Origin of the sequence: Cedecea davisae (assembly GCF_044095835.1) — a bacterium.
GTDB lineage: Bacteria > Pseudomonadota > Gammaproteobacteria > Enterobacterales > Enterobacteriaceae > Cedecea > Cedecea davisae.
The window spans coordinates 4,803,139-4,825,819 of sequence record NZ_CP172054.1; the positions used below are offsets into that span (position 1 = coordinate 4,803,139).

The 22,681-nt window shown below is 53.1% G+C and carries 24 protein-coding genes; 17 read left to right on the forward strand and 7 right to left on the reverse strand.

Features of this window, described 5'->3' with window-relative positions:
- Positions 1–559 precede the first annotated feature (559 nt).
- From atpI to ACG1VR_RS23040, 17 genes are all read left to right on the forward strand, one after another.
- Positions 560–940, forward strand: coding sequence for a F0F1 ATP synthase subunit I (atpI, locus tag ACG1VR_RS22960; RefSeq protein WP_016538829.1), 381 nt, complete (start codon positions 560–562; stop codon positions 938–940).
- Positions 941–948: 8 nt separating this feature from the next.
- Positions 949–1,767: a F0F1 ATP synthase subunit A gene (atpB, locus tag ACG1VR_RS22965; protein WP_016538828.1), complete on the forward strand. Its 819-nt coding sequence runs from the start codon at positions 949–951 to the stop codon at positions 1,765–1,767.
- Between the two features lie 47 nt (positions 1,768–1,814).
- Positions 1,815–2,054, forward strand: coding sequence for a F0F1 ATP synthase subunit C (gene atpE / locus ACG1VR_RS22970; protein ID WP_000429386.1), 240 nt, complete (start codon positions 1,815–1,817; stop codon positions 2,052–2,054).
- Positions 2,055–2,115: 61 nt separating this feature from the next.
- Entirely contained in the window at positions 2,116–2,586 is a 471-nt protein-coding gene (gene atpF / locus ACG1VR_RS22975; protein ID WP_016538827.1) for a F0F1 ATP synthase subunit B, read from the forward strand.
- Positions 2,587–2,600: 14 nt separating this feature from the next.
- Positions 2,601–3,134 carry a F0F1 ATP synthase subunit delta gene (gene atpH, locus ACG1VR_RS22980; RefSeq protein ID WP_016538826.1) on the forward strand — a complete coding sequence of 178 codons (534 nt, stop codon included), beginning with the start codon at positions 2,601–2,603 and terminating at the stop codon, positions 3,132–3,134.
- Between the two features lie 12 nt (positions 3,135–3,146).
- Positions 3,147–4,688, forward strand: a complete 1,542-nt coding sequence (gene atpA, locus ACG1VR_RS22985) for a F0F1 ATP synthase subunit alpha (RefSeq protein WP_016538825.1) — start codon at positions 3,147–3,149, stop codon at positions 4,686–4,688.
- A 50-nt stretch (positions 4,689–4,738) separates the two neighbouring features.
- Positions 4,739–5,602, forward strand: a complete 864-nt coding sequence (gene atpG, locus ACG1VR_RS22990; RefSeq protein ID WP_016538824.1) for a F0F1 ATP synthase subunit gamma — start codon at positions 4,739–4,741, stop codon at positions 5,600–5,602.
- A 156-nt stretch (positions 5,603–5,758) separates the two neighbouring features.
- Positions 5,759–7,141 (forward strand): F0F1 ATP synthase subunit beta, encoded by a 1,383-nt coding sequence (gene atpD / locus ACG1VR_RS22995; RefSeq protein ID WP_016538823.1) that lies wholly within the window; start codon positions 5,759–5,761, stop codon positions 7,139–7,141.
- Positions 7,142–7,160: 19 nt separating this feature from the next.
- Positions 7,161–7,580, forward strand: coding sequence for a F0F1 ATP synthase subunit epsilon (locus tag ACG1VR_RS23000; RefSeq protein ID WP_016538822.1), 420 nt, complete (start codon positions 7,161–7,163; stop codon positions 7,578–7,580).
- A 296-nt stretch (positions 7,581–7,876) separates the two neighbouring features.
- Positions 7,877–9,247, forward strand: a complete 1,371-nt coding sequence (gene glmU, locus ACG1VR_RS23005; protein WP_395489853.1) for a bifunctional UDP-N-acetylglucosamine diphosphorylase/glucosamine-1-phosphate N-acetyltransferase GlmU — start codon at positions 7,877–7,879, stop codon at positions 9,245–9,247.
- A 232-nt stretch (positions 9,248–9,479) separates the two neighbouring features.
- Positions 9,480–11,309 (forward strand): glutamine--fructose-6-phosphate transaminase (isomerizing), encoded by a 1,830-nt coding sequence (glmS, locus tag ACG1VR_RS23010; protein ID WP_279046587.1) that lies wholly within the window; start codon positions 9,480–9,482, stop codon positions 11,307–11,309.
- A gap of 239 nt (positions 11,310–11,548) precedes the next feature.
- Positions 11,549–12,589: a phosphate ABC transporter substrate-binding protein PstS gene (gene pstS, locus ACG1VR_RS23015; RefSeq protein WP_016538819.1), complete on the forward strand. Its 1,041-nt coding sequence runs from the start codon at positions 11,549–11,551 to the stop codon at positions 12,587–12,589.
- 64 nt (positions 12,590–12,653) lie between these two features.
- The gene (pstC, locus tag ACG1VR_RS23020) at positions 12,654–13,616 is read left to right on the forward strand and encodes a phosphate ABC transporter permease PstC (protein WP_395489854.1); all 963 of its coding nucleotides are present in this window, start codon (positions 12,654–12,656) and stop codon (positions 13,614–13,616) included.
- The gene (pstA, locus tag ACG1VR_RS23025; protein ID WP_016538817.1) at positions 13,613–14,503 is read left to right on the forward strand and encodes a phosphate ABC transporter permease PstA; all 891 of its coding nucleotides are present in this window, start codon (positions 13,613–13,615) and stop codon (positions 14,501–14,503) included. The genes pstC and pstA overlap by 4 nt, the downstream gene beginning before the upstream one ends.
- A gap of 47 nt (positions 14,504–14,550) precedes the next feature.
- Positions 14,551–15,324 (forward strand): phosphate ABC transporter ATP-binding protein PstB, encoded by a 774-nt coding sequence (gene pstB, locus ACG1VR_RS23030; protein WP_008457722.1) that lies wholly within the window; start codon positions 14,551–14,553, stop codon positions 15,322–15,324.
- 13 nt (positions 15,325–15,337) lie between these two features.
- Positions 15,338–16,063, forward strand: a complete 726-nt coding sequence (phoU, locus tag ACG1VR_RS23035; protein WP_008457720.1) for a phosphate signaling complex protein PhoU — start codon at positions 15,338–15,340, stop codon at positions 16,061–16,063.
- 476 nt (positions 16,064–16,539) lie between these two features.
- Positions 16,540–17,154, forward strand: coding sequence for a lytic polysaccharide monooxygenase (locus tag ACG1VR_RS23040; RefSeq protein WP_039898976.1), 615 nt, complete (start codon positions 16,540–16,542; stop codon positions 17,152–17,154).
- A gap of 49 nt (positions 17,155–17,203) precedes the next feature.
- On the opposite strand, the gene yiiM is transcribed toward ACG1VR_RS23040, so the two are convergent.
- The 7 genes from yiiM to yajD all read right to left on the reverse strand — a co-directional run bounded on the left by yiiM (position 17,204) and on the right by yajD (position 22,669).
- On the reverse strand, positions 17,204–17,881 hold the full coding sequence (gene yiiM, locus ACG1VR_RS23045) for a 6-hydroxyaminopurine reductase (protein WP_016538813.1): 678 nt from the start codon (positions 17,879–17,881) through the stop codon (positions 17,204–17,206).
- Between the two features lie 73 nt (positions 17,882–17,954).
- On the reverse strand, positions 17,955–18,575 hold the full coding sequence (gene sodA / locus ACG1VR_RS23050) for a superoxide dismutase [Mn] (protein WP_216375499.1): 621 nt from the start codon (positions 18,573–18,575) through the stop codon (positions 17,955–17,957).
- Between the two features lie 162 nt (positions 18,576–18,737).
- Positions 18,738–19,904, reverse strand: coding sequence for an MFS transporter (locus ACG1VR_RS23055; protein WP_395489855.1), 1,167 nt, complete (start codon positions 19,902–19,904; stop codon positions 18,738–18,740).
- Complete coding sequence (locus tag ACG1VR_RS23060) at positions 19,904–20,314, reverse strand: heme-binding protein (protein WP_016538810.1); 411 nt, start codon at positions 20,312–20,314, stop codon at positions 19,904–19,906. Before ACG1VR_RS23060 ends, ACG1VR_RS23055 begins: the two co-directional genes overlap by 1 nt.
- 80 nt (positions 20,315–20,394) lie before the next feature.
- Positions 20,395–21,111: an IclR family transcriptional regulator gene (locus ACG1VR_RS23065; protein WP_395489856.1), complete on the reverse strand. Its 717-nt coding sequence runs from the start codon at positions 21,109–21,111 to the stop codon at positions 20,395–20,397.
- Positions 21,112–21,188: 77 nt separating this feature from the next.
- Positions 21,189–22,157: a chemotaxis protein gene (locus tag ACG1VR_RS23070; protein ID WP_016538808.1), complete on the reverse strand. Its 969-nt coding sequence runs from the start codon at positions 22,155–22,157 to the stop codon at positions 21,189–21,191.
- Between the two features lie 164 nt (positions 22,158–22,321).
- Entirely contained in the window at positions 22,322–22,669 is a 348-nt protein-coding gene (gene yajD, locus ACG1VR_RS23075; RefSeq protein WP_016538807.1) for an HNH nuclease YajD, read from the reverse strand.
- Positions 22,670–22,681 lie beyond the last annotated feature (12 nt).

A 22,681-nucleotide genomic window follows, 5' to 3' on the forward strand; every position in this document is an offset into this window, starting at 1 on the left:
CCGATGAAATGTTTGGTTACATTTAACTAAACTTTAACCAGGAATTATCCTAACCTTAACGCTGGGTGAGTTAATTACCAGGGTAATAGTTTTATTTGAAAATATCATCCGGCTAAAATTACGTCGCAGAATGGTCTGTATTGGATGTTAAAAGTTTTACTGCGATGTCAATGAAAGGTTTAAATGACGTTTCAGGTTGTTTTAAACAGAGTATGCATTAATCAGCTTAATTATCAGTCATATGTAATTAGTGCTTTATGAGGCAGCAAAATCGCGGCCGGGGATAAGATGTTTAATTTGTGATCCCGTGCACGCTTTGCTGCTGGCTATTTCGGCTTATTTGCACTTTTTGAGGAAGCTGACGGGATTCATCAAAAGTAAGAAAATGGCCGTGCGGAAAATTAATTAAACATTTGTTCACCTTTTCGCTACTTATTGTTTGAAATCACTGGGCCGCACCGTATAATTTGCTCGCTTTTTGAGGCTTGACTCAGAGTCGCAAAGACAGTTTTATACGACACGCGACATACCTCATAGGTGGCAGGAGTTAGGAAACGTCATGTCAGTGTCGCTCTTGAGTAAGAACGTAGCCCGTAAGCTTCTGTTCATCCAACTTCTGGCTGTAGTGGCAATCGGACTGCTGTTTTGCCTGAAAGCTCCCTCATGGGGCGCTTCTGCCGTTGGCGGAGGCATGGCAGTTTGGCTGCCAAACGTACTGTTTATGATTTTTGCCTGGCGCCATCAGGCGCATACACCCTCTAAAGGCCGCGTGGCCTGGACATTCGCCATCGGCGAAGTGCTGAAGGTGATTGCGACCTTTACTATTCTGGTGGTGGCGCTGGCGTACTTTAAGGCGGTGTTTTTGCCGCTAATAGTGACGTGGGTTTCGGTGCTGGTTGTGCAGATACTCGCACCAGCTGTAATTAACAACAAAGGGTAAGAGGCATCATGTCTGCAGGAGAAATCTCTACACCGCAGGAGTATATAGGTCACCACCTGAATAACCTTCAGCTGGACCTGCGTACTTTCTCGCTGGTGGATCCGCATAACCCCCCGGCTACCTTCTGGACGCTCAACATCGACTCCATGTTCTTCTCAGTATTTCTGGGTCTGGTGTTCCTGGTGTTGTTCCGTAAAGTGGCGAAAACCGCGACCAGCGGTGTCCCGGGTAAATTTCAGACTTTTGTAGAGCTGATCATTGGCTTTGTACATGGCAGCGTGAAAGACATGTACCATGGCAAAAGCAAGGTTATCGCTCCACTGGCTCTGACGATTTTCGTCTGGGTCTTCCTGATGAACGTGATGGACCTGTTGCCAATCGATCTGCTGCCGTATATCGGCGAGCACATCTTTGGCCTCCCTGCCCTGCGTGTGGTGCCGTCTGCTGACGTGAATATCACCCTCTCAATGGCGCTGGGCGTGTTTGTCCTGATCCTGTTCTACAGCATCAAAATGAAAGGCATTGGCGGCTTCACGAAAGAGCTGACGCTGCAGCCGTTCAATCACTGGGCATTTATTCCGTTCAACTTAATCCTTGAAGGGGTAAGCCTGCTGTCCAAACCTGTATCGCTGGGTCTGCGACTGTTCGGCAACATGTATGCCGGTGAGCTGATTTTCATTCTGATTGCTGGCCTGCTGCCGTGGTGGTCACAGTGGATTCTGAATGTGCCATGGGCCATTTTCCACATCCTGATTATTACGCTGCAAGCCTTCATCTTCATGGTTCTGACGATCGTCTATCTGTCGATGGCGTCTGAAGAACATTAATTTACTTACCACTACTGCGTTTAACTGAAACAAACTTGGAGACTGTCATGGAAAACCTGAATATGGATCTGCTGTACATGGCTGCCGCTGTGATGATGGGTCTGGCGGCAATCGGTGCTGCGATCGGTATCGGCATCCTCGGGGGCAAATTCCTGGAAGGCGCTGCACGCCAACCAGATCTGATTCCACTGCTGCGTACTCAGTTCTTTATCGTTATGGGTCTGGTGGATGCAATCCCAATGATCGCTGTTGGTCTGGGTCTGTACGTGATGTTCGCCGTCGCGTAGTGAGCGATGTTTGAGTCATCAAGCAATATCAGAACGTTAACTAACAAAGAGGCATTGTGCTGTGAACATTAACGCAACAATCCTCGGCCAGGCCATCGCGTTTGTCCTGTTTGTTCTGTTCTGCATGAAGTATGTATGGCCGCCTTTAATGGCAGCCATCGAGAAACGTCAAAAAGAAATTGCTGACGGTCTTGCTTCTGCTGAACGTGCTCACAAGGACCTTGACCTTGCACAGGCCAACGCGACCGACCAGCTGAAAAAAGCCAAAGCGGAAGCTCAGGTGATTATTGAGCAGGCGAACAAACGCCGTGCGCAGATCCTTGATGAAGCGAAAACTGAGGCAGAGCAGGAACGTAATAAAATCGTTGAACAGGCTCAGGCAGAAATCGACGCGGAGCGTAAGCGCGCTCGTGAAGAGCTGCGTAAGCAGGTCGCTCTGCTGGCAATTGCCGGTGCCGAGAAGATAATCGAACGTTCCGTAGATGAAGCTGCTAACAGCGACATCGTCGATAAACTGGTCGCTGAACTGTAAGGAGGGAGGGGCTGATGTCTGAATTTGTTACTGTAGCTCGCCCCTACGCCAAAGCAGCTTTTGACTTTGCCGTCGAACACCAGAGCGTAGACCGCTGGCAGAACATGCTGGCGTTTGCTGCCGAGGTAACGAAAAACGAACAAATGGAAGAGCTCCTTTCCGGTGCACTGGCACCTGAAACGCTCGCAGATTCGTTCATCGCCATTTGCGGCGAGCAGCTGGATGCCAACGGCCAAAACCTGATTCGGGTTATGGCTGATAATGGTCGTTTGAAAGCGCTCCCGGATGTTCTCGAGCAGTTTGCGCATTTACGCGCCCTGAGCGAAGCCATTGCTGAAGTTCAAGTAACTTCTGCGGCTTCCCTGAGTGATGAACAGCTTGCGAATATTACCGCTGCAATGGAAAAACGTCTGTCACGCAAAGTTAAGCTGAATTGCAAAATCGATAAGTCTGTTATGGCGGGCGTTATCATCCAGTCGGGTGATATGGTCATTGACGGTAGCGTACGCGGCCGTCTTGAACGCCTTGCAGACGTCTTGCAGTCTTAAGGGGACTGGAGCATGCAACTGAATTCCACCGAAATCAGCGAACTGATCAAGCAGCGCATTGCTCAGTTCAATGTTGTGAGTGAAGCTCACAACGAAGGTACAATTGTATCTGTAAGTGACGGTATTATCCGCGTTCACGGCCTGGCCGATTGTATGCAGGGTGAGATGATTTCCCTGCCGGGAAACCGTTACGCTATCGCACTGAACCTGGAGCGCGACTCCGTAGGTGCCGTAGTTATGGGCCCATACGCTGACCTTGCCGAAGGCATGAAAGTTAAGTGTACTGGCCGTATCCTCGAAGTACCGGTTGGCCGTGGCCTGCTGGGCCGCGTGGTGAACACCCTGGGTGCACCAATTGACGGTAAAGGTCCGATTGATAACGATGGCTTCTCGCCAATCGAAGTTATCGCACCGGGCGTTATCGAACGTCAGTCCGTCGATCAGCCGGTTCAAACGGGTTATAAATCCGTTGATGCCATGATCCCAATCGGTCGTGGTCAGCGTGAACTTATCATCGGTGACCGTCAGACCGGTAAAACCGCGATGGCAATCGACGCCATCATCAACCAGCGTGACTCCGGCATCAAATGTGTGTACGTGGCTATCGGCCAGAAAGCGTCCACCATTTCTAACGTAGTTCGTAAGCTGGAAGAGCACGGCGCGCTGGCTAACACCATCGTTGTTGTGGCGACCGCTTCTGAATCCGCTGCACTGCAATACCTGGCGCCATATGCCGGTTGTGCAATGGGTGAATACTTCCGTGACCGCGGTGAAGATGCGCTGATCGTATACGATGACCTGTCCAAACAGGCTGTTGCTTACCGTCAGGTTTCCCTGCTGCTTCGTCGTCCACCGGGCCGTGAAGCCTTCCCTGGCGACGTGTTCTACCTCCACTCCCGTCTGCTGGAGCGCGCATCCCGCGTTAACGCTGAATACGTCGAGAACTTCACCAAAGGTGAAGTAAAAGGTAAAACCGGCTCCCTGACCGCGCTGCCGATCATCGAAACTCAGGCTGGTGACGTTTCTGCGTTCGTTCCGACCAACGTAATTTCGATTACCGATGGTCAGATCTTCCTGGAAACCAACCTGTTTAACTCCGGTATTCGTCCGGCAGTTAACCCGGGTATCTCGGTATCTCGTGTTGGTGGTGCTGCTCAGACCAAGATCATCAAGAAACTGTCCGGTGGTATTCGTACCGCGCTGGCACAGTATCGTGAACTGGCTGCGTTCTCTCAGTTCGCATCCGATCTGGACGAAGCAACCCGTAAACAGCTGAGCCATGGTCAGAAAGTGACCGAGCTGCTGAAACAGAAACAGTATGCCCCAATGTCTGTTGCACAGCAGGGCCTGGTGCTGTTCGCGGCTGAACGCGGTTACCTCGAAGACGTGGAACTGGCGAAAATCGGTAGCTTCGAAGCCGCTCTGCTGGCTTACGCTGACCGTGATCACGCTCCGCTGATGCAAGAGATTAACCAGACCGGTGGCTATAACGATGAGATCGAAGGCAAGCTGAAAGGCATCCTCGACTCGTTTAAAGCAACCCAGTCCTGGTAACGTCTGGCGGCTTGCCTTAGGGCAGGCCGCGAGGCATTGAGGAGAAGCTCATGGCCGGCGCAAAAGAGATACGTAGTAAGATCGCAAGCGTCCAGAACACGCAGAAGATCACCAAAGCGATGGAAATGGTCGCCGCTTCCAAAATGCGTAAATCGCAGGATCGCATGGCGGCCAGCCGTCCTTATGCAGATACCATGCGCAAAGTGATTGGTCACCTTGCAACCGGTAATCTGGAATATAAGCACCCTTACCTGGAAGAACGCGACGTTAAGCGCGTGGGCTACCTGGTGGTGTCGACCGATCGTGGTCTGTGCGGTGGTTTGAACATCAACCTGTTCAAAAAAGTGCTGGCGGATATGAAAGCATGGTCCGATAAAGGCGTTCAGAGCGAACTCGCGATGATCGGCTCAAAAGGCGTGTCTTTCTTCAATTCCGTTGGCGGCAACGTGGTTGCTCAGGTGACCGGTATGGGAGATAACCCTTCCCTGTCCGAACTGATTGGCCCGGTGAAAGTGATGTTACAGGCCTACGACGAAGGTCGTCTGGACAAGCTGTACGTTGTAAGCAACAAATTTATCAACACCATGTCTCAGGTTCCGACCATCACTCAGCTGCTGCCGTTACCGGCATCAGAAGATGAGGAGCTGAAGCGTAAATCCTGGGACTACCTGTACGAACCGGATCCGAAAGCGCTGCTGGACACCCTGCTGCGTCGTTATGTCGAATCTCAGGTTTATCAGGGCGTCGTAGAAAACCTGGCCAGCGAGCAGGCCGCGCGTATGGTGGCGATGAAAGCCGCGACCGATAATGGCGGCAGCCTGATTAAAGAGCTGCAGTTGGTCTACAACAAAGCTCGTCAGGCCAGCATTACTCAGGAACTCACCGAAATCGTCGGTGGCGCGTCCGCGGTTTAACCAGGTTATTACCCTAAATAGTTCGGTTTGCAGAAAGACGGCAACTGAGCGAATCCTTCGGAGCTTGCTTAAGTAAGTGACTGAGGTGAGGGAAGGCAGTCAACGCGTCTGCAAATTGAAATATGACGGGTAAACGAATTACGTAGAGGATTCAAGATGGCTACTGGAAAGATTGTCCAGGTAATCGGCGCCGTGGTGGACGTCGAGTTCCCTCAGGACGGCGTACCGCGCGTTTATGATGCGCTTGAAGTACAAAATAACAGCGAGCAGCTGGTGCTGGAAGTTCAGCAGCAGCTCGGCGGCGGTATCGTGCGTACCATCGCTATGGGTTCTTCCGACGGTCTGCGTCGTGGTCTGGAAGTTAAAGATCTCGAGCACCCGATCGAAGTCCCGGTAGGTAAAGCGACCCTTGGCCGTATCATGAACGTGCTGGGTCAGCCGATCGACATGAAAGGCGATATCGGCGAAGAAGACCGTTGGGCTATTCACCGCGCTGCACCTTCCTATGAAGAGCTGTCCAGCTCTCAGGAACTGCTGGAAACCGGCATCAAAGTAATCGACCTTATCTGTCCGTTCGCTAAGGGCGGTAAAGTAGGTCTGTTCGGTGGTGCGGGCGTGGGTAAAACCGTAAACATGATGGAGCTTATCCGTAACATCGCGATCGAGCACTCCGGCTACTCCGTGTTTGCGGGCGTGGGTGAGCGTACTCGTGAGGGTAACGACTTCTATCACGAAATGACCGACTCCAACGTTCTGGACAAAGTTGCCCTGGTTTACGGCCAGATGAACGAGCCACCGGGTAACCGTCTGCGCGTAGCGCTGACCGGTCTGACCATCGCGGAGAAATTCCGTGACGAAGGTCGTGACGTTCTGCTGTTCGTTGATAACATCTACCGTTACACCCTGGCCGGTACTGAAGTATCCGCGCTGCTGGGTCGTATGCCTTCTGCGGTAGGTTACCAGCCAACTCTGGCGGAAGAGATGGGTGTTCTTCAGGAGCGTATTACCTCCACCAAGACCGGCTCCATCACCTCCGTACAGGCCGTTTACGTTCCTGCGGATGACTTGACTGACCCGTCTCCGGCAACCACCTTTGCGCACCTGGACTCAACCGTTACACTGAGCCGCCAGATCGCATCTCTGGGTATTTACCCGGCAGTAGACCCGCTGGACTCCACCAGCCGTCAGCTGGACCCGCTGGTTGTTGGTCAGGAACACTACGATACCGCTCGTGGCGTACAGTCTATCCTGCAGCGTTACCAGGAACTGAAAGACATCATCGCCATCCTGGGTATGGACGAACTGTCTGAAGAAGACAAACTGGTTGTGGCACGTGCGCGTAAGATCCAGCGCTTCCTGTCCCAGCCGTTCTTCGTAGCAGAAGTCTTTACCGGTTCTCCAGGCAAATACGTTTCGCTGAAAGATACCATCCGTGGCTTTAAAGGCATCATGGACGGCGAATACGACCATCTGCCAGAGCAGGCGTTCTACATGGTTGGCTCTATCGACGAAGCCGTTGAGAAAGCTAAAAAACTTTAACGCCTAATCGGAGGGTGACATGGCTATGACATATCACCTGGACGTCGTCAGCGCGGAGAAGCAACTGTTCTCCGGTCTGGTCGAGAAGATCCAGGTAACGGGTAGCGAAGGTGAACTGGGTATTTTCCCGGGCCACGCCCCGCTGCTCACCGCCATTAAGCCTGGTATGATCCGCATCGTGAAGCAGCACGGACATGAAGAGTTTATCTACCTGTCCGGTGGTGTTCTGGAAGTGCAGCCGGGTAACGTAACCGTACTGGCTGACACAGCGATTCGCGGCCAGGATCTCGACGAAGCGCGAGCCCTGGAAGCGAAACGTAAAGCTGAAGAACACATGCATAGCTCCCACGGCGACGTGGACTACGCTCAGGCTTCTGCTGAACTGGCTAAGGCTATCGCCAAACTGCGCGTTATCGAGTTAACCAGAAAAGCGATGTAACTACCTGCTTGAAAAGACAAATGCCAGTCCGGGAAACCAGACTGGCATTTTTTTTATCCCTCAGCTTTATTCCGGCGCTAAAATAAGCTCTAAACTCGCTATATAGCTGTAACAAAGAGAGATTAGGCCAAATTTCTACTTTTTACCCTCATGCTGGTGCCGGTGTTTATCAAAAACCGGCCCCAAAACGCCCGGTAATGGATGATTTAGCGGCAATGCATTTTTTGCTGCAAAATATGTAGAATTTTCAAGGCTAAATCGGTTTACTTCTCGAACTCACACGATTCAGGACACGTATGTCAAACAGTGCAATGAGCGTGGTTATCCTTGCCGCAGGCAAAGGGACCCGCATGTATTCAGACCTCCCGAAAGTGCTGCACACTCTGGCCGGAAAGCCAATGGTTCAGCATGTTATTGATGCGGCTAATAAGCTGGGCGCTCAGCGGGTTAACCTGGTATACGGCCACGGCGGCGAACTGCTTAAGCAGACCCTGAGCGATGACTCGCTGAACTGGGTGCTTCAGGCAGAACAGCTGGGAACCGGCCACGCAATGCAAATGGCCGCGCCTTTCTTTGCCGATGACGAAGACATTCTGATGCTTTACGGCGACGTGCCGCTGATCTCTGTTGATACTTTACGGCGCCTGCGTGAAGCCAAACCGCAAGGCGGCATTGGCCTGCTGACCGTTAAGCTTGACGATCCAACCGGCTATGGCCGTATTGCGCGTGAAAACGGGCAAGTTGTCGGCATTGTTGAACATAAAGACGCGAGCGAAGAGCAGCGCAAAATCAACGAGATCAACACCGGGATTCTGGTGGCTAACGGCGCAGACCTGAAGCGCTGGCTTGGTAAGCTGGATAACAACAACGCCCAGGGCGAGTTCTACATCACGGACATTATTGCCCTGGCCCACGGTGAAGGGCGCGAAATCGCCGCCGTTCATCCGGATCGACTGAGTGAAGTTGAGGGCGTGAATAACCGCCTGCAACTCTCCCGCCTGGAGCGCGTATTCCAGACCGAACAGGCGGACAAGCTGCTGCTGGCCGGCGTCATGCTGCGCGATCCGGCACGTTTCGATCTGCGCGGTGAATTGGTTCACGGACGCGATGTTGAAATCGATACTAATGTCATTGTGGAAGGCAAGGTCACGCTGGGCAATCGCGTCAAAATTGGCACCGGCTGTGTTATCAAGAACGCGGTAATCGGTGATGACTGTGAAATCAGTCCTTATACCGTTATCGAAGACGCCACGTTTGAAGCAGCCTGCACCATTGGGCCGTTTGCCCGCCTGCGCCCAGGCGCCGAGCTGGCAGAAGGCGCACACGTCGGTAACTTCGTTGAAATAAAGAAAGCTCGCCTGGGCAAAGGTTCTAAAGCTGGCCACCTGAGCTACCTCGGTGATGCGGAAATTGGCGACAACGTAAACATTGGCGCGGGCACCATCACCTGTAACTACGACGGTGCAAACAAACACAAAACCATCATCGGCGACGATGTCTTTGTCGGCTCCGACACTCAGCTGGTGGCTCCTGTCACCGTGGCTCGCGGCGTAACTATTGGCGCCGGGACGACAATCACGCGTGATGTGGCGGAAAACGAACTGGTGATTAGCCGCGTGAAGCAGACCCATATTCAGGGCTGGCAGCGTCCGGTGAAGAAAAAGTAACGGATTTATACCCCTCACCCTAACCCTCTCCCCACAGGGGAGAGGGGATCGTTCGGTGCGGTGTTTTTCTCCCTCGCCCCTTTGGGAAGAGGGCCGGGGTGAGGGGATAACATAATCCTCCACCCCAAAGCAGTAAGCATAAAAATAACCCCACTCTCTACAAGGCTCGGGGCTCCGGAAAAAACAGGTCAGCGACAACACATGGCTAACGCCATTATCAGGACTTAAAATTATGTGTGGAATTGTTGGCGCAGTAGCGCAACGTGATATCGCTGAAATCCTTCTTGAAGGGTTACGTCGCCTGGAATACCGCGGTTATGACTCTGCGGGTCTGGCGGTTGTGGACGAAAAGGGTCATATGACCCGTCTGCGTCGCCTGGGTAAAGTGCAAAAGCTTGCCGAAGCGGCTGAGGGAACCGAGCTGCACGGCGGCACCGGTATCGCTCACACCCGCTGGGCAACCCACGGCGAACCTTCAGAAACCAATGCTCACCCGCATGTCTCTGACTACATCGTGGTGGTGCACAACGGTATCATTGAAAACCACGAACCGCTGCGCGAAATGCTGCAACAGCGCGGCTACGTCTTTGTTTCCGAAACCGACACCGAAGTGATTGCTCACCTGGTGCACTGGGAGCTGGAACAGGGCGGTACGCTGCGCGAAGCCGTGCTGCGCACCATCCCTCAGTTGCGCGGTGCCTACGGCACGGTCATCATGGATACTCGTCATCCTGACACCCTGCTGGCCGCTCGTTCTGGCAGCCCGCTGGTTATCGGTCTCGGCATGGGCGAAAACTTCATTGCTTCCGACCAGCTGGCGCTGCTGCCGGTGACCCGTCGCTTTATCTTCCTGGAAGAGGGCGATATTGCCGAAGTCACCCGCCGCTCGGTGACGATTTTCGATAATACAGGCGAGCTGGTTAAGCGCCCGGACATCGAATCAAACCTGCAATATGACGCGGGCGACAAAGGTATTTATCGCCACTATATGCAGAAAGAGATCTACGAGCAGCCAAACGCCATCAAGAATACGCTGACCGGGCGCATCAGCCACGGTGAGGTGGACTTGAGCGAGCTGGGGCCAAAAGCCAACGAGCTGCTGTCTCAGGTTGAGCACATTCAAATCGTCGCCTGCGGAACTTCTTATAACTCCGGTATGGTTTCCCGTTACTGGTTCGAAGCGCTTGCTGGCGTACCTTGTGACGTCGAAATTGCCTCGGAATTCCGCTATCGCAAATCTGCGGTTCGCCGTAACAGCCTGATGATCACCCTTTCCCAGTCTGGCGAAACGGCCGATACGCTCGCTGCGCTGCGTCTTTCCAAAGAGCTGGGTTACCTTGGCTCTCTGGCGATTTGTAACGTGCCGGGTTCTTCTCTGGTGCGTGAATCCGACCTGGCGATGATGACCAAAGCCGGAACTGAAATCGGCGTAGCGTCCACCAAGGCATTTACCACCCAGCTTACCGTTCTGCTGATGCTGGTGGCTAAACTGGGGCGTCTGAAGGGTGTTGATGCTTCCGTTGAGCACGAAATCGTTCACGGCCTGCAGGCGTTGCCGAGCCGCATCGAGCAGATGCTGTCTCAGGACAAACGCATTGAAGCTTTAGCCGAAGATTTCTCAGACAAACATCATGCGCTGTTCCTCGGCCGTGGCGATCAGTACCCGATCGCGATGGAAGGTGCCCTGAAGCTGAAAGAGATTTCCTATATTCACGCTGAAGCCTACGCCGCAGGCGAGCTGAAACATGGCCCGCTGGCGTTAATTGATGCTGATATGCCGGTTATCGTTGTGGCACCAAACAACGAACTGCTGGAAAAACTGAAATCCAACATTGAAGAAGTGCGCGCTCGTGGCGGCCAACTGTATGTCTTCGCCGACCAGGATGCCGGTTTCACCGGTAGCGACAATATGCACATCATCGAGATGCCGCATGTGGAAGAGGTGATTGCCCCAATCTTCTACACCGTGCCGCTACAGCTGCTTTCTTACCATGTCGCGCTTATCAAAGGCACAGACGTGGACCAGCCGCGTAACCTGGCGAAATCGGTAACAGTAGAATAAGCTGTTGTCATAAATGTTGAATACCAGGCTGCCTACGGGCAGCTTTTTTATTGCCCGCTCGATAATTATAACTAACTGATTTTTATTGTAATAATGAGCTTATTTAGCTTAGGTTTTGTTGTGGGCTGGCCTTGTCATAAAACTGTCATAATTCGTACATTTAACTGTCACCAAACTGTCCTATTTTCTACCCTGTATTTAATTAAACAACAATTTATGAACATCTGGCAGGAGACATTATGAACGTTATGCGTACCACTGTCGCAACTGTTGTCGCCGCGACCTTATCTCTGAGCGCTTCTACTGCGTTTGCAGCTGCAAGCCTGACCGGCGCTGGTGCAACTTTCCCTGCGCCGGTGTATGCCAAGTGGGCAGATACCTACCAGAAAGAAACTGGTAACAAGGTTAACTACCAGGGTATCGGTTCCTCCGGCGGCGTTAAGCAAATCATTGCTAACACCGTTGACTTCGGCGCTTCTGACGCCCCTCTGGCGGATGACAAATTACAGCAAGAAGGCCTGTTCCAGTTCCCGACCGTTATCGGCGGCGTAGTGCTGGCAGTTAACCTGCCGGGCTTCAAATCTGGCGAACTGGTGCTGGACGGCAAAACCCTGGGTGATATCTACCTGGGCACCATCAAAAAATGGAACGACCCGGCGATTGCCAAACTGAACCCTGGCCACAAACTGCCGGATCAGAACATCGCGGTTGTACGTCGTGCTGACGGCTCCGGTACTTCCTTCGTGTTCACCAGCTACCTGGCTAAAGTGAACGAAGAGTGGAAAACCAAAATCGGCGCAGGCTCTACCGTAAACTGGCCAACCGGTCTGGGCGGTAAAGGCAACGACGGTATCGCTGCATTCGTACAGCGTCTGCCAGGCTCCATCGGCTACGTTGAATACGCTTACGCTAAGCAGAACAACCTGACTTACACCAAGCTGCTGTCCGCTGACGGCAAGCCGGTTAGCCCGACTGAAGCCAACTTTGCTAACGCGGCTAAAGGCGCTGACTGGAGCAAATCCTTCGCACAGGACTTGACCAACCAGAAGGGTGATGAAGCATGGCCAATCACCTCCACCACCTTTATCCTGGTCCACAAAGAGCAGAAAAACCCTGAGCAGGGCGCAGAAGTGCTGAAGTTCTTTGACTGGGCATACAAATCTGGCGCTAAAGAAGCTAACGCGCTGGACTATGCAACGCTGCCAGCCTCCGTGGTTGAGCAGGTTCGCGCTGCATGGAAAACGAATGTAAAAGACAGCTCCGGTAAGGCGCTGTACTAAGTGCAAAAATCCGGGGTAACGGGTATGTTACCCCGGTTTATTCAGCAACTACAAAGAGTACGCTATGGCTGTGACTAAGCCGACGTTTAAAGCCCCTGGCAAACAAGGCGATGTAATTTTCAGTGCGCTGGTAAAACTGGCTGCGGTGATTGTGCTATTTCTGCTGGGTGGGATTATCATCTCGCTGTTTATCTCCTCCCTGCCGAGCATCGAGAAGTTTGGTTTCTCCTTCCTCTGGACCAAAGAGTGGGATGCGCCTAACGAAGTCTTCGGTGCGCTGGTGCCGATTTACGGAACCCTGGTGACCTCGTTCATCGCGCTGCTGATTGCGGTGCCGGTGAGCTTTGGTATTGCCCTGTTCCTGACTGAACTTGCGCCCGGCTGGCTGAAGCGCCCGCTGGGTATTGCTATTGAACTGCTGGCGGCTATTCCAAGTATCGTGTACGGCATGTGGGGCCTGTTTATCTTTGCTCCGCTGTTCGCGACTTACTTCCAGCAGCCGGTAGGCGACGTGCTGTCCGCCGTGCCTATTGTTGGCGCGCTGTTCTCTGGCCCGGCCTTCGGCATTGGTATCCTCGCTGCTGGCGTGATCCTCGCGATTATGATCATTCCCTACATCGCCTCCGTCATGCGCGATGTATTCGAACAAACCCCGGTGATGATGAAAGAGTCGGCCTACGGCATCGGCTGCACCACATGGGAAGTTATCTGGCGAATCGTTCTGCCGTTCACCAAAAATGGCGTGATCGGCGGCGTGATGCTTGGCCTTGGCCGCGCGCTGGGTGAAACCATGGCGGTGACCTTTATCATCGGCAACACCTACCAGCTCGACAGCGCATCGCTGTATATGCCGGGGAACAGCATCACTTCCGCGCTGGCAAACGAATTTGCCGAAGCGGAATCCGGGCTGCATACCGCCGCGCTGATGGAACTGGGCTTAATTCTGTTCGTGATTACCTTTATCGTGCTGGCTATCTCTAAGTTCATGATTATGCGCCTGGCGAAAAATGAAGGGGCTCGCTCATGACCACGATGGAAATGCAAAGCAACGCGGCGCTGGCTGAATCGCGCCGTAAGATGCAGGCGCGCCGCCGCGTAAAAAACCGTATTGCCCTGACGCTTTCAATGGCGACCATGGTATTCGGTCTGTTCTGGCTGGTATGGATCCTGTTTTCAACGGTGACGCGCGGCATCGACGGTATGTCGCTGGCGCTGTTCACCGAAATGACGCCTCCGCCAAATACCGCAGGCGGTGGCCTGGCGAACGCCCTCGCGGGCAGCGGCCTGCTTATCCTGTGGGCGACCGTTATCGGGACTCCGCTTGGCATCATGGCCGGGATTTACCTGGCGGAATATGGCCGCAAGTCTGCTCTGGCCGAAGTGATTCGCTTTATTAACGACATCCTTCTGTCCGCGCCGTCGATTGTTGTAGGCCTGTTTGTTTACACCATCGTGGTGGCGAAGATGGAGCACTTCTCCGGCTGGGCGGGCGTTATTGCGCTGGCGCTGCTGCAGGTGCCAATCGTGATTCGTACCACTGAGAACATGCTGAAACTGGTGCCGGACAGCCTGCGTGAAGCGGCTTACGCTCTGGGTACGCCGAAGTGGAAAATGATCTCCGCCATTACGCTGAAAGCGTCGGTGTCCGGGATTATCACCGGGGTGCTGCTGGCGATTGCCCGTATCGCCGGTGAAACCGCGCCGCTGCTGTTCACCTCCCTCTCCAACCAGTTCTGGAGTACGGACATGATGCAGCCAATCGCCAACCTGCCGGTGACCATTTTCAAATTTGCTATGAGCCCGTTTGCCGAATGGCAACAGCTGGCCTGGGCAGGGGTGCTAATTATTACCCTCTGCGTGCTGCTGCTGAACATTCTGGCGCGCGTGATTTTCTCAAAGAGTAAACACGGTTAAATTTTACGGCGCGGCCATCGCGGCGCCGGACGGAGATTAAGAAACAGATGAGTAAGGTTGATTTAGCCCCAGGCAAAATCCAGGTTCGTGACCTGAACTTCTACTACGGTAAGTTCCACGCCCTGAAGAACATCAATCTGGATATCGCGAAGAACCAGGTTACCGCCTTCATCGGGCCGTCAGGCTGTGGTAAGTCCACCCTGCTGCGCACCTTTAACAAAATGTACTCGCTCTACCCGGAGCAGCGTGCAGAAGGTGAAATCCTGCTGGATGGGGAAAACATCCTCACCCAGAGCCAGGATATCGCGCTGCTGCGTGCCAAAGTGGGCATGGTCTTCCAGAAGCCGACGCCGTTCCCGATGTCGATTTACGACAACATCGCCTTCGGCGTTCGCCTGTTTGAAAAGCTTTCCCGTAGCGATATGGACGAGCGCGTGCAGTGGGCTTTGACTAAAGCCGCATTGTGGAACGAAACTAAAGATAAACTGCACCAGAGCGGCTACAGTCTCTCCGGTGGCCAGCAGCAGCGTCTGTGCATCGCCCGCGGTATCGCTATTCGCCCGGAAGTGTTACTCCTGGATGAGCCGTGCTCCGCTCTTGACCCAATCTCTACCGGGCGCATTGAAGAGCTGATTACCGAGCTGAAAGAAGACTATACCGTGGTGATCGTGACCCACAACATGCAGCAGGCGGCGCGTTGTTCTGACCACACGGCGTTTATGTACCTCGGCGAGCTGATTGAATTTAGCGAAACCGATACGCTGTTTACTACGCCAGCGAAGAAACAAACCGAAGATTATATTACTGGCCGCTACGGTTGATTTGGAGAGCGCGATGGACAACCTCAATTTAAATAAACATATTTCCGGCCAGTTCAACGCCGAGCTGGAGTACATCCGCACTCAGGTCATGACCATGGGCGGGCTGGTGGAGCAGCAGCTTTCCGACGCTATCACCGCTATGCACAACCAGGACAGCGAGCTGGCCAAGCGCGTTATTGCCGGTGACCAGAAGGTCAACATGATGGAAGTGGCTATCGATGAAGCCTGCGTGCGCATCATCGCTAAACGCCAGCCAACCGCCAGCGACCTGCGCCTGGTGATGGCCATCATCAAGACCATCGCCGAGCTGGAACGTATTGGTGACGTAGCGGATAAAATCTGCCGCACCGCGCTGGAGAAATTCTCCCAGCAACACCAGCCTCTGCTGGTGAGCCTGGAGTCTCTGGGCCGCCACACCGTACAGATGCTGCACGATGTGCTGGATGCATTTGCTCGTATGGATCTGGACGAAGCGGTGCGTATTTACCGTGAAGATAAGAAAGTGGATCAGGAGTACGAAGGCATCGTGCGTCAGCTAATGACTTACATGATGGAAGATTCCCGCACTATTCCAAGCGTGCTGACCGCGCTGTTCTGCGCCCGTTCAATCGAGCGCATCGGCGACCGCTGCCAGAACATTTGTGAGTATATTTTCTACTTCGTGAAGGGCCAGGACTTCCGTCACGTTGGCGGCGACGAGCTGGACAAGCTGCTGGCAGGTAAAGATCCAAAAGAATAAGCTTCTCTGTTTCCCTCTCCTCAGGGAGAGGGATGATGATCGTTTCATCAAATTCATGAGTTATCCGCCTCTCCCTTAAAATGAGCGTTTTCTGCAAATTCCCTCCCGGTTTCCTGAAATGGCTTAATAACCATCGTCAGTGAATAATATATTTTCTTATTATATTGTTAGATAACTATATTTTATTCTTTGTGGGTGGGTATTGTTTTCCCATTATTTCTCGTTGTGTTTTTACACGTTATTCTGCCTGACGTTGCAGAAAGATATATTTTTTTCATGTTTTTATTTGTGGTCTAGACTAATTGTCGTTGCAATAAAATCCATGGTTTGAGGGTGGTTGTTATTATGTATTTCACGCGCGAAGGTTATATCGTGTGTTCAATATCATGCTTTTATTTTATTAGCAGAATGAAAGCCAGCCTTGAATATATAAAGTATTTATTTAACTCTTTCACAATAAATAGAGGGTTCTGTTCATGCGTAAAACGACAGTATTAACTACTTGTGCCGGTTTGGCCTTAATGGCGGCATCTTCACTAAGTTATGCCGAGCAGGCAAAACCTTTCCATGGCTACGTCAGTAATCCGCCTTCACGCGCTTTTCTTTGTACTTCACAAGCCGGTAATCTTAATAAAAACTGCGGGGCTATTCAGTATGAACCGCAGTCGCTGGAAGGACCTAAAGGGTTCCCTGCAAACGGCCCTGCTGATGGTCACATCGCCAGTGCCGGGCATGATAATTATGCGCAACTTGATGAGCAAAGCCCTACTCGTTGGCACAAGGTGGAATTGAATACAGGTAAGCAAAGTTTTACCTGGACTTTGACCGCAGCTCATAAAACCGAAAGATGGCGTTTCTTTATTACTAAAAAAGACTGGGATCCAAGCAAGAAATTGACCCGTGCACAGTTTGACCTTGATAAGCCAATTTGCGATCAGGACGGTAAAGGTGAGGTTCCTGCGAATAGTATTACCATCAAGGATTGTACCATTCCGTCAGATTATAAGGGCTACCATGTTATTCTCGGCGTCTGGGATATTGCCGATACCGGTAATGCGTTCTATCAGGTAATTGATACTGATATCAAATAGCTTTGACGGATGATAACCATGCTTTCAGGGCATGGTTATCACAACGTTATTATTTGCCGAACAAACGCCGCGAATTATCCTCAATCTTTCCTGAAATACGCCTTTTCTGCATCGTCCTTGTCCAACTGGTCGAAAGCCCCGCGGCTGACAACAGGCGATGATATTGCGAATCATCAAACGGCATATGCCAGGCTATGGCAATCGCTTCGGCCACGGTAACATCGCTCAGGCGCGATGCCAGCTCCAGCGGCGCGTCAGCGGAAACGCTCCCCGCCAGAATCACGCGATAAAGCCAGCCGCAATAGCCCGCTTCCTGCATCCTTGATGACATATCGCTGACGCCAAAGTGATAGTTGAGCTTAAAACACGGCGAGCGTGGCTGAGTGACCTGAATCAACGCTTCGCCCCAGCGGTAGATATCGCCCATATAGACGTTTTTCTCGGTCATCCCTTCTGTGGAAAGGTTCTCGCCAAAAGCGGGGGCGTTAAACAGCTCTGCTTTTTCCGGGAACAGCTGCGCCCAGTACTGATAATGTTCGCGCGGATAGTGGCACAACGCCCTGTCCGGCCCGCCGTGGATAACCTTTTCCGCCTGCTCATCGCCTTCGATACCGAGTTCGGTTAACCGGAGTTCTCCATCCACCTGAACTTTGGCGATGGCGCTTGGCCTGCTGCCGTCATAGTCACGAATTTTGCCGACGTAAACCTGTAATGGATTGCGATGCATGAGCGGTTCCCTGCGTTATAGGCATAAAAAAAGCGAGCCATCAGGCTCGCTTCTCTAAGGCGACAATGCAACCTTATTTTTTAGCGGCGAAACGTGCTGCTGCTTCGTCCCAGTTAACCACGTTCCAGAACTCTTTAGCGTAGTCCGGGCGGCGGTTCTGGAATTTCAGGTAGTAAGCGTGCTCCCAAACGTCCAGGCCCACAATTGGGAAGCCGGAAGCGCCGGAGATAGCTTCACCCATCAGCGGGCTATCCTGGTTAGCGGTAGACACTACAGCCAGTTTGTCGCCTTTCAGAACCAGCCACGCCCAGCCGGAGCCGAAACGGGTTGCTGCTGCTTTCTCGAACTCGGCTTTGAACGCGTCAACGCTGCCGAAATCGCGCTCGATAGCGGCTTTCAGGTCGCCCTTCAGCTCGGTACCTTTTTTCAGGCCTTTCCAGAAGAAGCTGTGGTTAGCGTGGCCGCCGGCGTTGTTACGCAGTACGGTTTTCTTATCAGCAGGCAGCTGATCCAGTTTAGTAATCAGCTCTTCAGCAGACAGGTTGGCAAACTCAGGCAGGGACTCCAGCGCGGCGTTCGCGTTGTTAACATAAGCCTGGTGGTGTTTGCTGTGATGGATTTCCATCGTTTCTTTGTCGAAATGCGGTTCCAGCGCGTCGTAAGCGTAAGGCAGGGATGGCAGTGTATAGCTCATATTCATCGTCTCCATTAACGTAGAGCGGCTGTGATGCTGTTAACGCCGCGTAATCAGTTGGTCCATTATAGTTAATTAAATGATATTGAAAATGCTTATCAATGCCGTAATTTTAATAAGGTTATAACTTTTTGTCATGATGGCGAGAATATGAGCGATTAGCTATCGATTGCGAGTCGTAACCCAGGCCAGAGGTAAAAGCGCCGCCAGTACCATCGCGACGCCAGCCAAAGGCGTAAAGCGCATCAGTTCCATTTTCACCAGCAATCCGCCGACGTTCTCCCCGAAGAATATCCCCAGATTAAAAGCAGAGATATTCAGGCCCGAGGCAAAGTCGATCGCGCCGGGCGTGTGCCGGGTGGCGGTCGTCAGCATGCCGTGCTGAACGGCGGGTGAGACGGCGAAAGCGATCATTCCCCATAAAAAGAGCAGCACTACCACCGGTATTTTGAGGTTAAGCGTCAGCGTCATGGCGGCCAGAATAATCGCCAGCAACACAAACAGTATTCTCAATGAGGAAGTCCATCCCAGCGCGGAGGTCATTTTCCCTCCCGCCAGATTCCCGGCAAGCGTTGCCGCCCCGAACACCACCAGCAGCGTACTGGCCGCGGCTGATGAAAATCCTGTTACGGTTGTCAGCAGCGGGATGATGAACGTAAATGCCGCGAAACTGGCGCCAAATCCAAAGATGGTCACCAGCATCATGGTGAGCACCGCCGGGCTCTTTAGCGCTGACAGCTGTTTCGCCATCTTTGCCGCTTTTGCCATTGGCATCTCCGGCAGCCATAAGGCAATGGCTACCAGCGACAGCACGGCGAGAGCCGAGACGGCGAAAAGTGGAAAACGCCAGCCCAGAGTGTGGCCTGCAAGGCTGCCCAGCGGTACGCCAATCACCATCGCCAGCGTCAGCCCGGCAAACATCACGGCAATCGCTTTACCTGCCTGCCCGGCCGGTGCAAGGCGGGATGCAATGGTTGCCCCGATGGCGAAAAAGCTGCCGTGGGCAACGGCGGTAAGCACTCTACCGGTGAGAAAAAGGGCATAGCTGCTGGACAGGGCGGAGATAAGGCTGCCGACCAAAAACAGCAGGATAAGCGACATCAGCACCGGCTTGCGCGGTAGCCCGGACAACAGTAGCACCAGTGCCGGAGAACCCAGCGCCAGCGCCAGGGCATAGAGTCCCACAAGATTGCCCGCTCGCGTCAGCTCAATATTCAGGGCAGCGGCAATATCGGGCAGGATCCCTACCACAATAAACTCGGCTACCCCGATAGCGAATGCTGTTACCGAAAGCGCAACCAGGCCCGGATGTATCCGTCGCGAATCCATTACACTCGCCCTGCCGCCTGGGTTGCCGCCGCACCGGCTAGCGCCAGAGACTGATCGTCATCGACCGTGGCTCCGGCAACGCCCAGGCCGCCGATGATTTGCCCGTTATCACCGCGTAAAACGATGCCGCCGCCAAAGCTAATCAGGCCGCCGTTAGTCGACTCTAAGGAATAAATATTGCCGCCGGGGCGTGCTTCCTGGCCCAGAGAAAGCGAATCACTGCCGAAGAGAGCGGCGGTGCGGGCTTTCTTAATTGAGACATCAATCGCGCCAGCAACCGCGCTGTCCATGCGCAGGAATCCTCTTAGCAGCCCGGCATCGTCCACCACGCTGATGCAGACTGCCTGTTTGCGGGACTGAGCAAGCTCGGTGATTTTGAGAATGGCATCGCGGGTAATGTGTTCAAACATGGATATGGCTCCTGAAAATTTGGGAGCCGCGATAGTGGCAGGTGACTTGAAACACGCCAATCAGAAGCGCGGTTAGAGGGCTAAAGTTTGATAATGTCGAACATTTCGCTTAATACGCGCTGCGCAAAGCGCCGCATATAATCGGGATGGAGCCGGGCGGCTGGCCCCGCCATTCCCAGCGCGGCTACCACCTGCCCGGATTGCCGTAGCGGCAAAGCCAGGCAATGCAGGCCTTCTTCCGCCTCGCCGGTATCCAGGGCAAACCCCTGCTCGCGGATGCGGGATATTTCACCATTTAGTGCAGAGGAGACCGCATCCGATTTTCTTAGCGCCCGCAGCAGGTCGTCATTAAAGGCCAGAAAAATGCGGCCAATGGCCGAAGTTGTGAGCCGCTCGCGTTTACCCCTTGGGCTGGCTACGCGCAGGTTTTTACCGCCCTCAACCGCATCAATATACAGGTATTCTCGTGTACCGCAGGGGACGGCCAGCCAGCAAGTTTCGCCGCTCATGGCGGAAAGCCTACGCAGAGCGGGGCTGAAGGCCGTGCGAATCAAGGAGTCTGCATCCTGAAGCGGCTGGGCTATCTCCCTGAGCCGCAGGCCGAGGGTATAGTTTTGCTCGCGGCGGGAAATATATCCCAGCTCTAATAGCGTTTTCAGCAGGCCATGGAGGGTGCTTTTATTCAGCCCCAGCGACTCGGATAACGTGGTCAGGCGAGCTTCGCCTCCGTGGGCCGCAAGGGTTTCCAGCACCGCCATTGCCCGCTCAACGGACTGAATACTTTTAGCCTGGCTCACCGCGCATCCTTCCTGAACATGGGGAAATAATCACCTTTTGATAATAGTGATATTTCCCCAGGTAATGAAGTCGCGTTTTACCCTTGAGCTGCGTCTTCCAGCGCTTTATGGATAACAGAAGAGAGTTCGGCCACGTCAAACTTTGCCACGTAGCCGTTGGCACCGACTTTTCTCACATGGTCTTCGTTTGCGCTGCCCGAGAGCGAGGAGTGAATCACCACCGGAATATGCTTCAGCGAAGGCTCAGTTTTGATATTACGGGTCAGCGTGAAACCGTCCATTTCCGGCATCTCGATGTCGGTTAACACCAGACCTATCTTGTCGGTTATCGGCGTACCGGACGCTTTAGCCTCGGCGGCGATGGCTTTGATTTTCTCCCATGCTTCAAGGCCGGTGGCGTGCATGATTGCCGGGATACCCATGCCTTTCAAACCCTGCTCCAGCATTGAGCGGGCGACTTTGGAGTCTTCCGCGACTATCGCTACCGCGCCGGGCTTCAGGGTGTAATTTTTCTCTTCAATCGCCGCGATATTGACGTCCCTTCCCGAAGGAATGATGTCATAGAGAATTTGCTCTACGTCCAGCACCAGCGCCAGGTCCTTGCCGGTTAACGGATCGTCAATGGTGGCGATGCTGGTGATATTGCGGCTGCTGACGCCGGCCTCGGCGGCGTGTACCTGGCTCCAGTCGAGGCGAATGATGTTTTCCACTGACTCAACGGCAAAGGCCTGAGTGCTGCGGGCATATTCGGTTATCAGCAAGAGATTCAGGCCGGTGGTTGGCTTGCAGCCGGTCACGGCAGGCAGGTCAATGACGGGGATAATCTGGTCGCGAATATTCGCCATCCCCAGCAGCGGTGACTCCATGCCCGCGGCGCGGTTGATCTTCGGCATCGGAACGATTTCGCGCAGCTTAAACACGTTAATGCCGTACAGCTCTGATTTGCTGTCGTGCTGGCTGGCGCCTAAGCGAAACAGCAGCAGCTCAAACTTGTTGGATAACGCCAGGTTGGCTCTTTCATCGATATCTTTCTGAAAACTATCCATTTTAACCTCAAGTGATAACCCGGCCTGAGAACCTAACCGTGCGGAATAAATACTCTGTATAAGTTATCGGCAGCGGCGAGGAAAAATGAAGGGGAAGAAGGGAAATGATTTAGATTAGAGGGAAATAATTCCCTCTGTAGGGCGGCTTAGCGGGTCAATCGCGCTTATTTCTTCTTGTTCAGCATCGATTTTAAATCGGCAAACGGATTATAGGTGGCTTCGCCAACGTCCTTCTGCGCATCTTCTCCGGCAATGACCCTGGAGCCATATTGGTCCGCTTCGGTATATTTGGAGTGCTCATGATCGTGGCAATACAGACATAAAAGCTCCCAATTGCTGCCATCTTCCGGGTTATTGGTATGATCGTGATCCATATGATGAACGGTCAGCTCGCGCAGATTGGAGTAAACAAACTCCCGCGAGCAGCGTCCGCATACCCACGGGAAGAGTTTCAGCGCTTTTTCGCGGTAGCCGCTCTCCAGCCGCGTATAGTTTTTCGGGATAATCGCCATAATTATTGTTCC

Excerpts from the sequence above, each read along its gene's own strand:
- ACG1VR_RS23040 (WP_039898976.1), top strand. The coding sequence starts at position 16,540 with ATGCGTAAAACGACAGTATTAACTACTTGTGCCGGTTTGGCCTTAATG.
- ACG1VR_RS23060 (WP_016538810.1), bottom strand. The coding sequence starts at position 20,314 with ATGTTTGAACACATTACCCGCGATGCCATTCTCAAAATCACCGAGCTT.
- atpG (WP_016538824.1), top strand. The coding sequence starts at position 4,739 with ATGGCCGGCGCAAAAGAGATACGTAGTAAGATCGCAAGCGTCCAGAAC.
- phoU (WP_008457720.1), top strand. The coding sequence starts at position 15,338 with ATGGACAACCTCAATTTAAATAAACATATTTCCGGCCAGTTCAACGCC.
- sodA (WP_216375499.1), bottom strand. The coding sequence starts at position 18,575 with ATGAGCTATACACTGCCATCCCTGCCTTACGCTTACGACGCGCTGGAA.
- atpB (WP_016538828.1), top strand. The coding sequence starts at position 949 with ATGTCTGCAGGAGAAATCTCTACACCGCAGGAGTATATAGGTCACCAC.
- yiiM (WP_016538813.1), bottom strand. The coding sequence starts at position 17,881 with ATGCATCGCAATCCATTACAGGTTTACGTCGGCAAAATTCGTGACTAT.
- atpD (WP_016538823.1), top strand. The coding sequence starts at position 5,759 with ATGGCTACTGGAAAGATTGTCCAGGTAATCGGCGCCGTGGTGGACGTC.
- yajD (WP_016538807.1), bottom strand. The coding sequence starts at position 22,669 with ATGGCGATTATCCCGAAAAACTATACGCGGCTGGAGAGCGGCTACCGC.
- pstS (WP_016538819.1), top strand. The coding sequence starts at position 11,549 with ATGAACGTTATGCGTACCACTGTCGCAACTGTTGTCGCCGCGACCTTA.
- ACG1VR_RS23070 (WP_016538808.1), bottom strand. The coding sequence starts at position 22,157 with ATGGATAGTTTTCAGAAAGATATCGATGAAAGAGCCAACCTGGCGTTA.
- ACG1VR_RS23000 (WP_016538822.1), top strand. The coding sequence starts at position 7,161 with ATGGCTATGACATATCACCTGGACGTCGTCAGCGCGGAGAAGCAACTG.
- pstA (WP_016538817.1), top strand. The coding sequence starts at position 13,613 with ATGACCACGATGGAAATGCAAAGCAACGCGGCGCTGGCTGAATCGCGC.
- atpH (WP_016538826.1), top strand. The coding sequence starts at position 2,601 with ATGTCTGAATTTGTTACTGTAGCTCGCCCCTACGCCAAAGCAGCTTTT.
- glmU (WP_395489853.1), top strand. The coding sequence starts at position 7,877 with ATGTCAAACAGTGCAATGAGCGTGGTTATCCTTGCCGCAGGCAAAGGG.
- atpI (WP_016538829.1), top strand. The coding sequence starts at position 560 with ATGTCAGTGTCGCTCTTGAGTAAGAACGTAGCCCGTAAGCTTCTGTTC.
- glmS (WP_279046587.1), top strand. The coding sequence starts at position 9,480 with ATGTGTGGAATTGTTGGCGCAGTAGCGCAACGTGATATCGCTGAAATC.
- ACG1VR_RS23055 (WP_395489855.1), bottom strand. The coding sequence starts at position 19,904 with ATGGATTCGCGACGGATACATCCGGGCCTGGTTGCGCTTTCGGTAACA.
- pstC (WP_395489854.1), top strand. The coding sequence starts at position 12,654 with ATGGCTGTGACTAAGCCGACGTTTAAAGCCCCTGGCAAACAAGGCGAT.
- pstB (WP_008457722.1), top strand. The coding sequence starts at position 14,551 with ATGAGTAAGGTTGATTTAGCCCCAGGCAAAATCCAGGTTCGTGACCTG.
- atpE (WP_000429386.1), top strand. The coding sequence starts at position 1,815 with ATGGAAAACCTGAATATGGATCTGCTGTACATGGCTGCCGCTGTGATG.
- atpA (WP_016538825.1), top strand. The coding sequence starts at position 3,147 with ATGCAACTGAATTCCACCGAAATCAGCGAACTGATCAAGCAGCGCATT.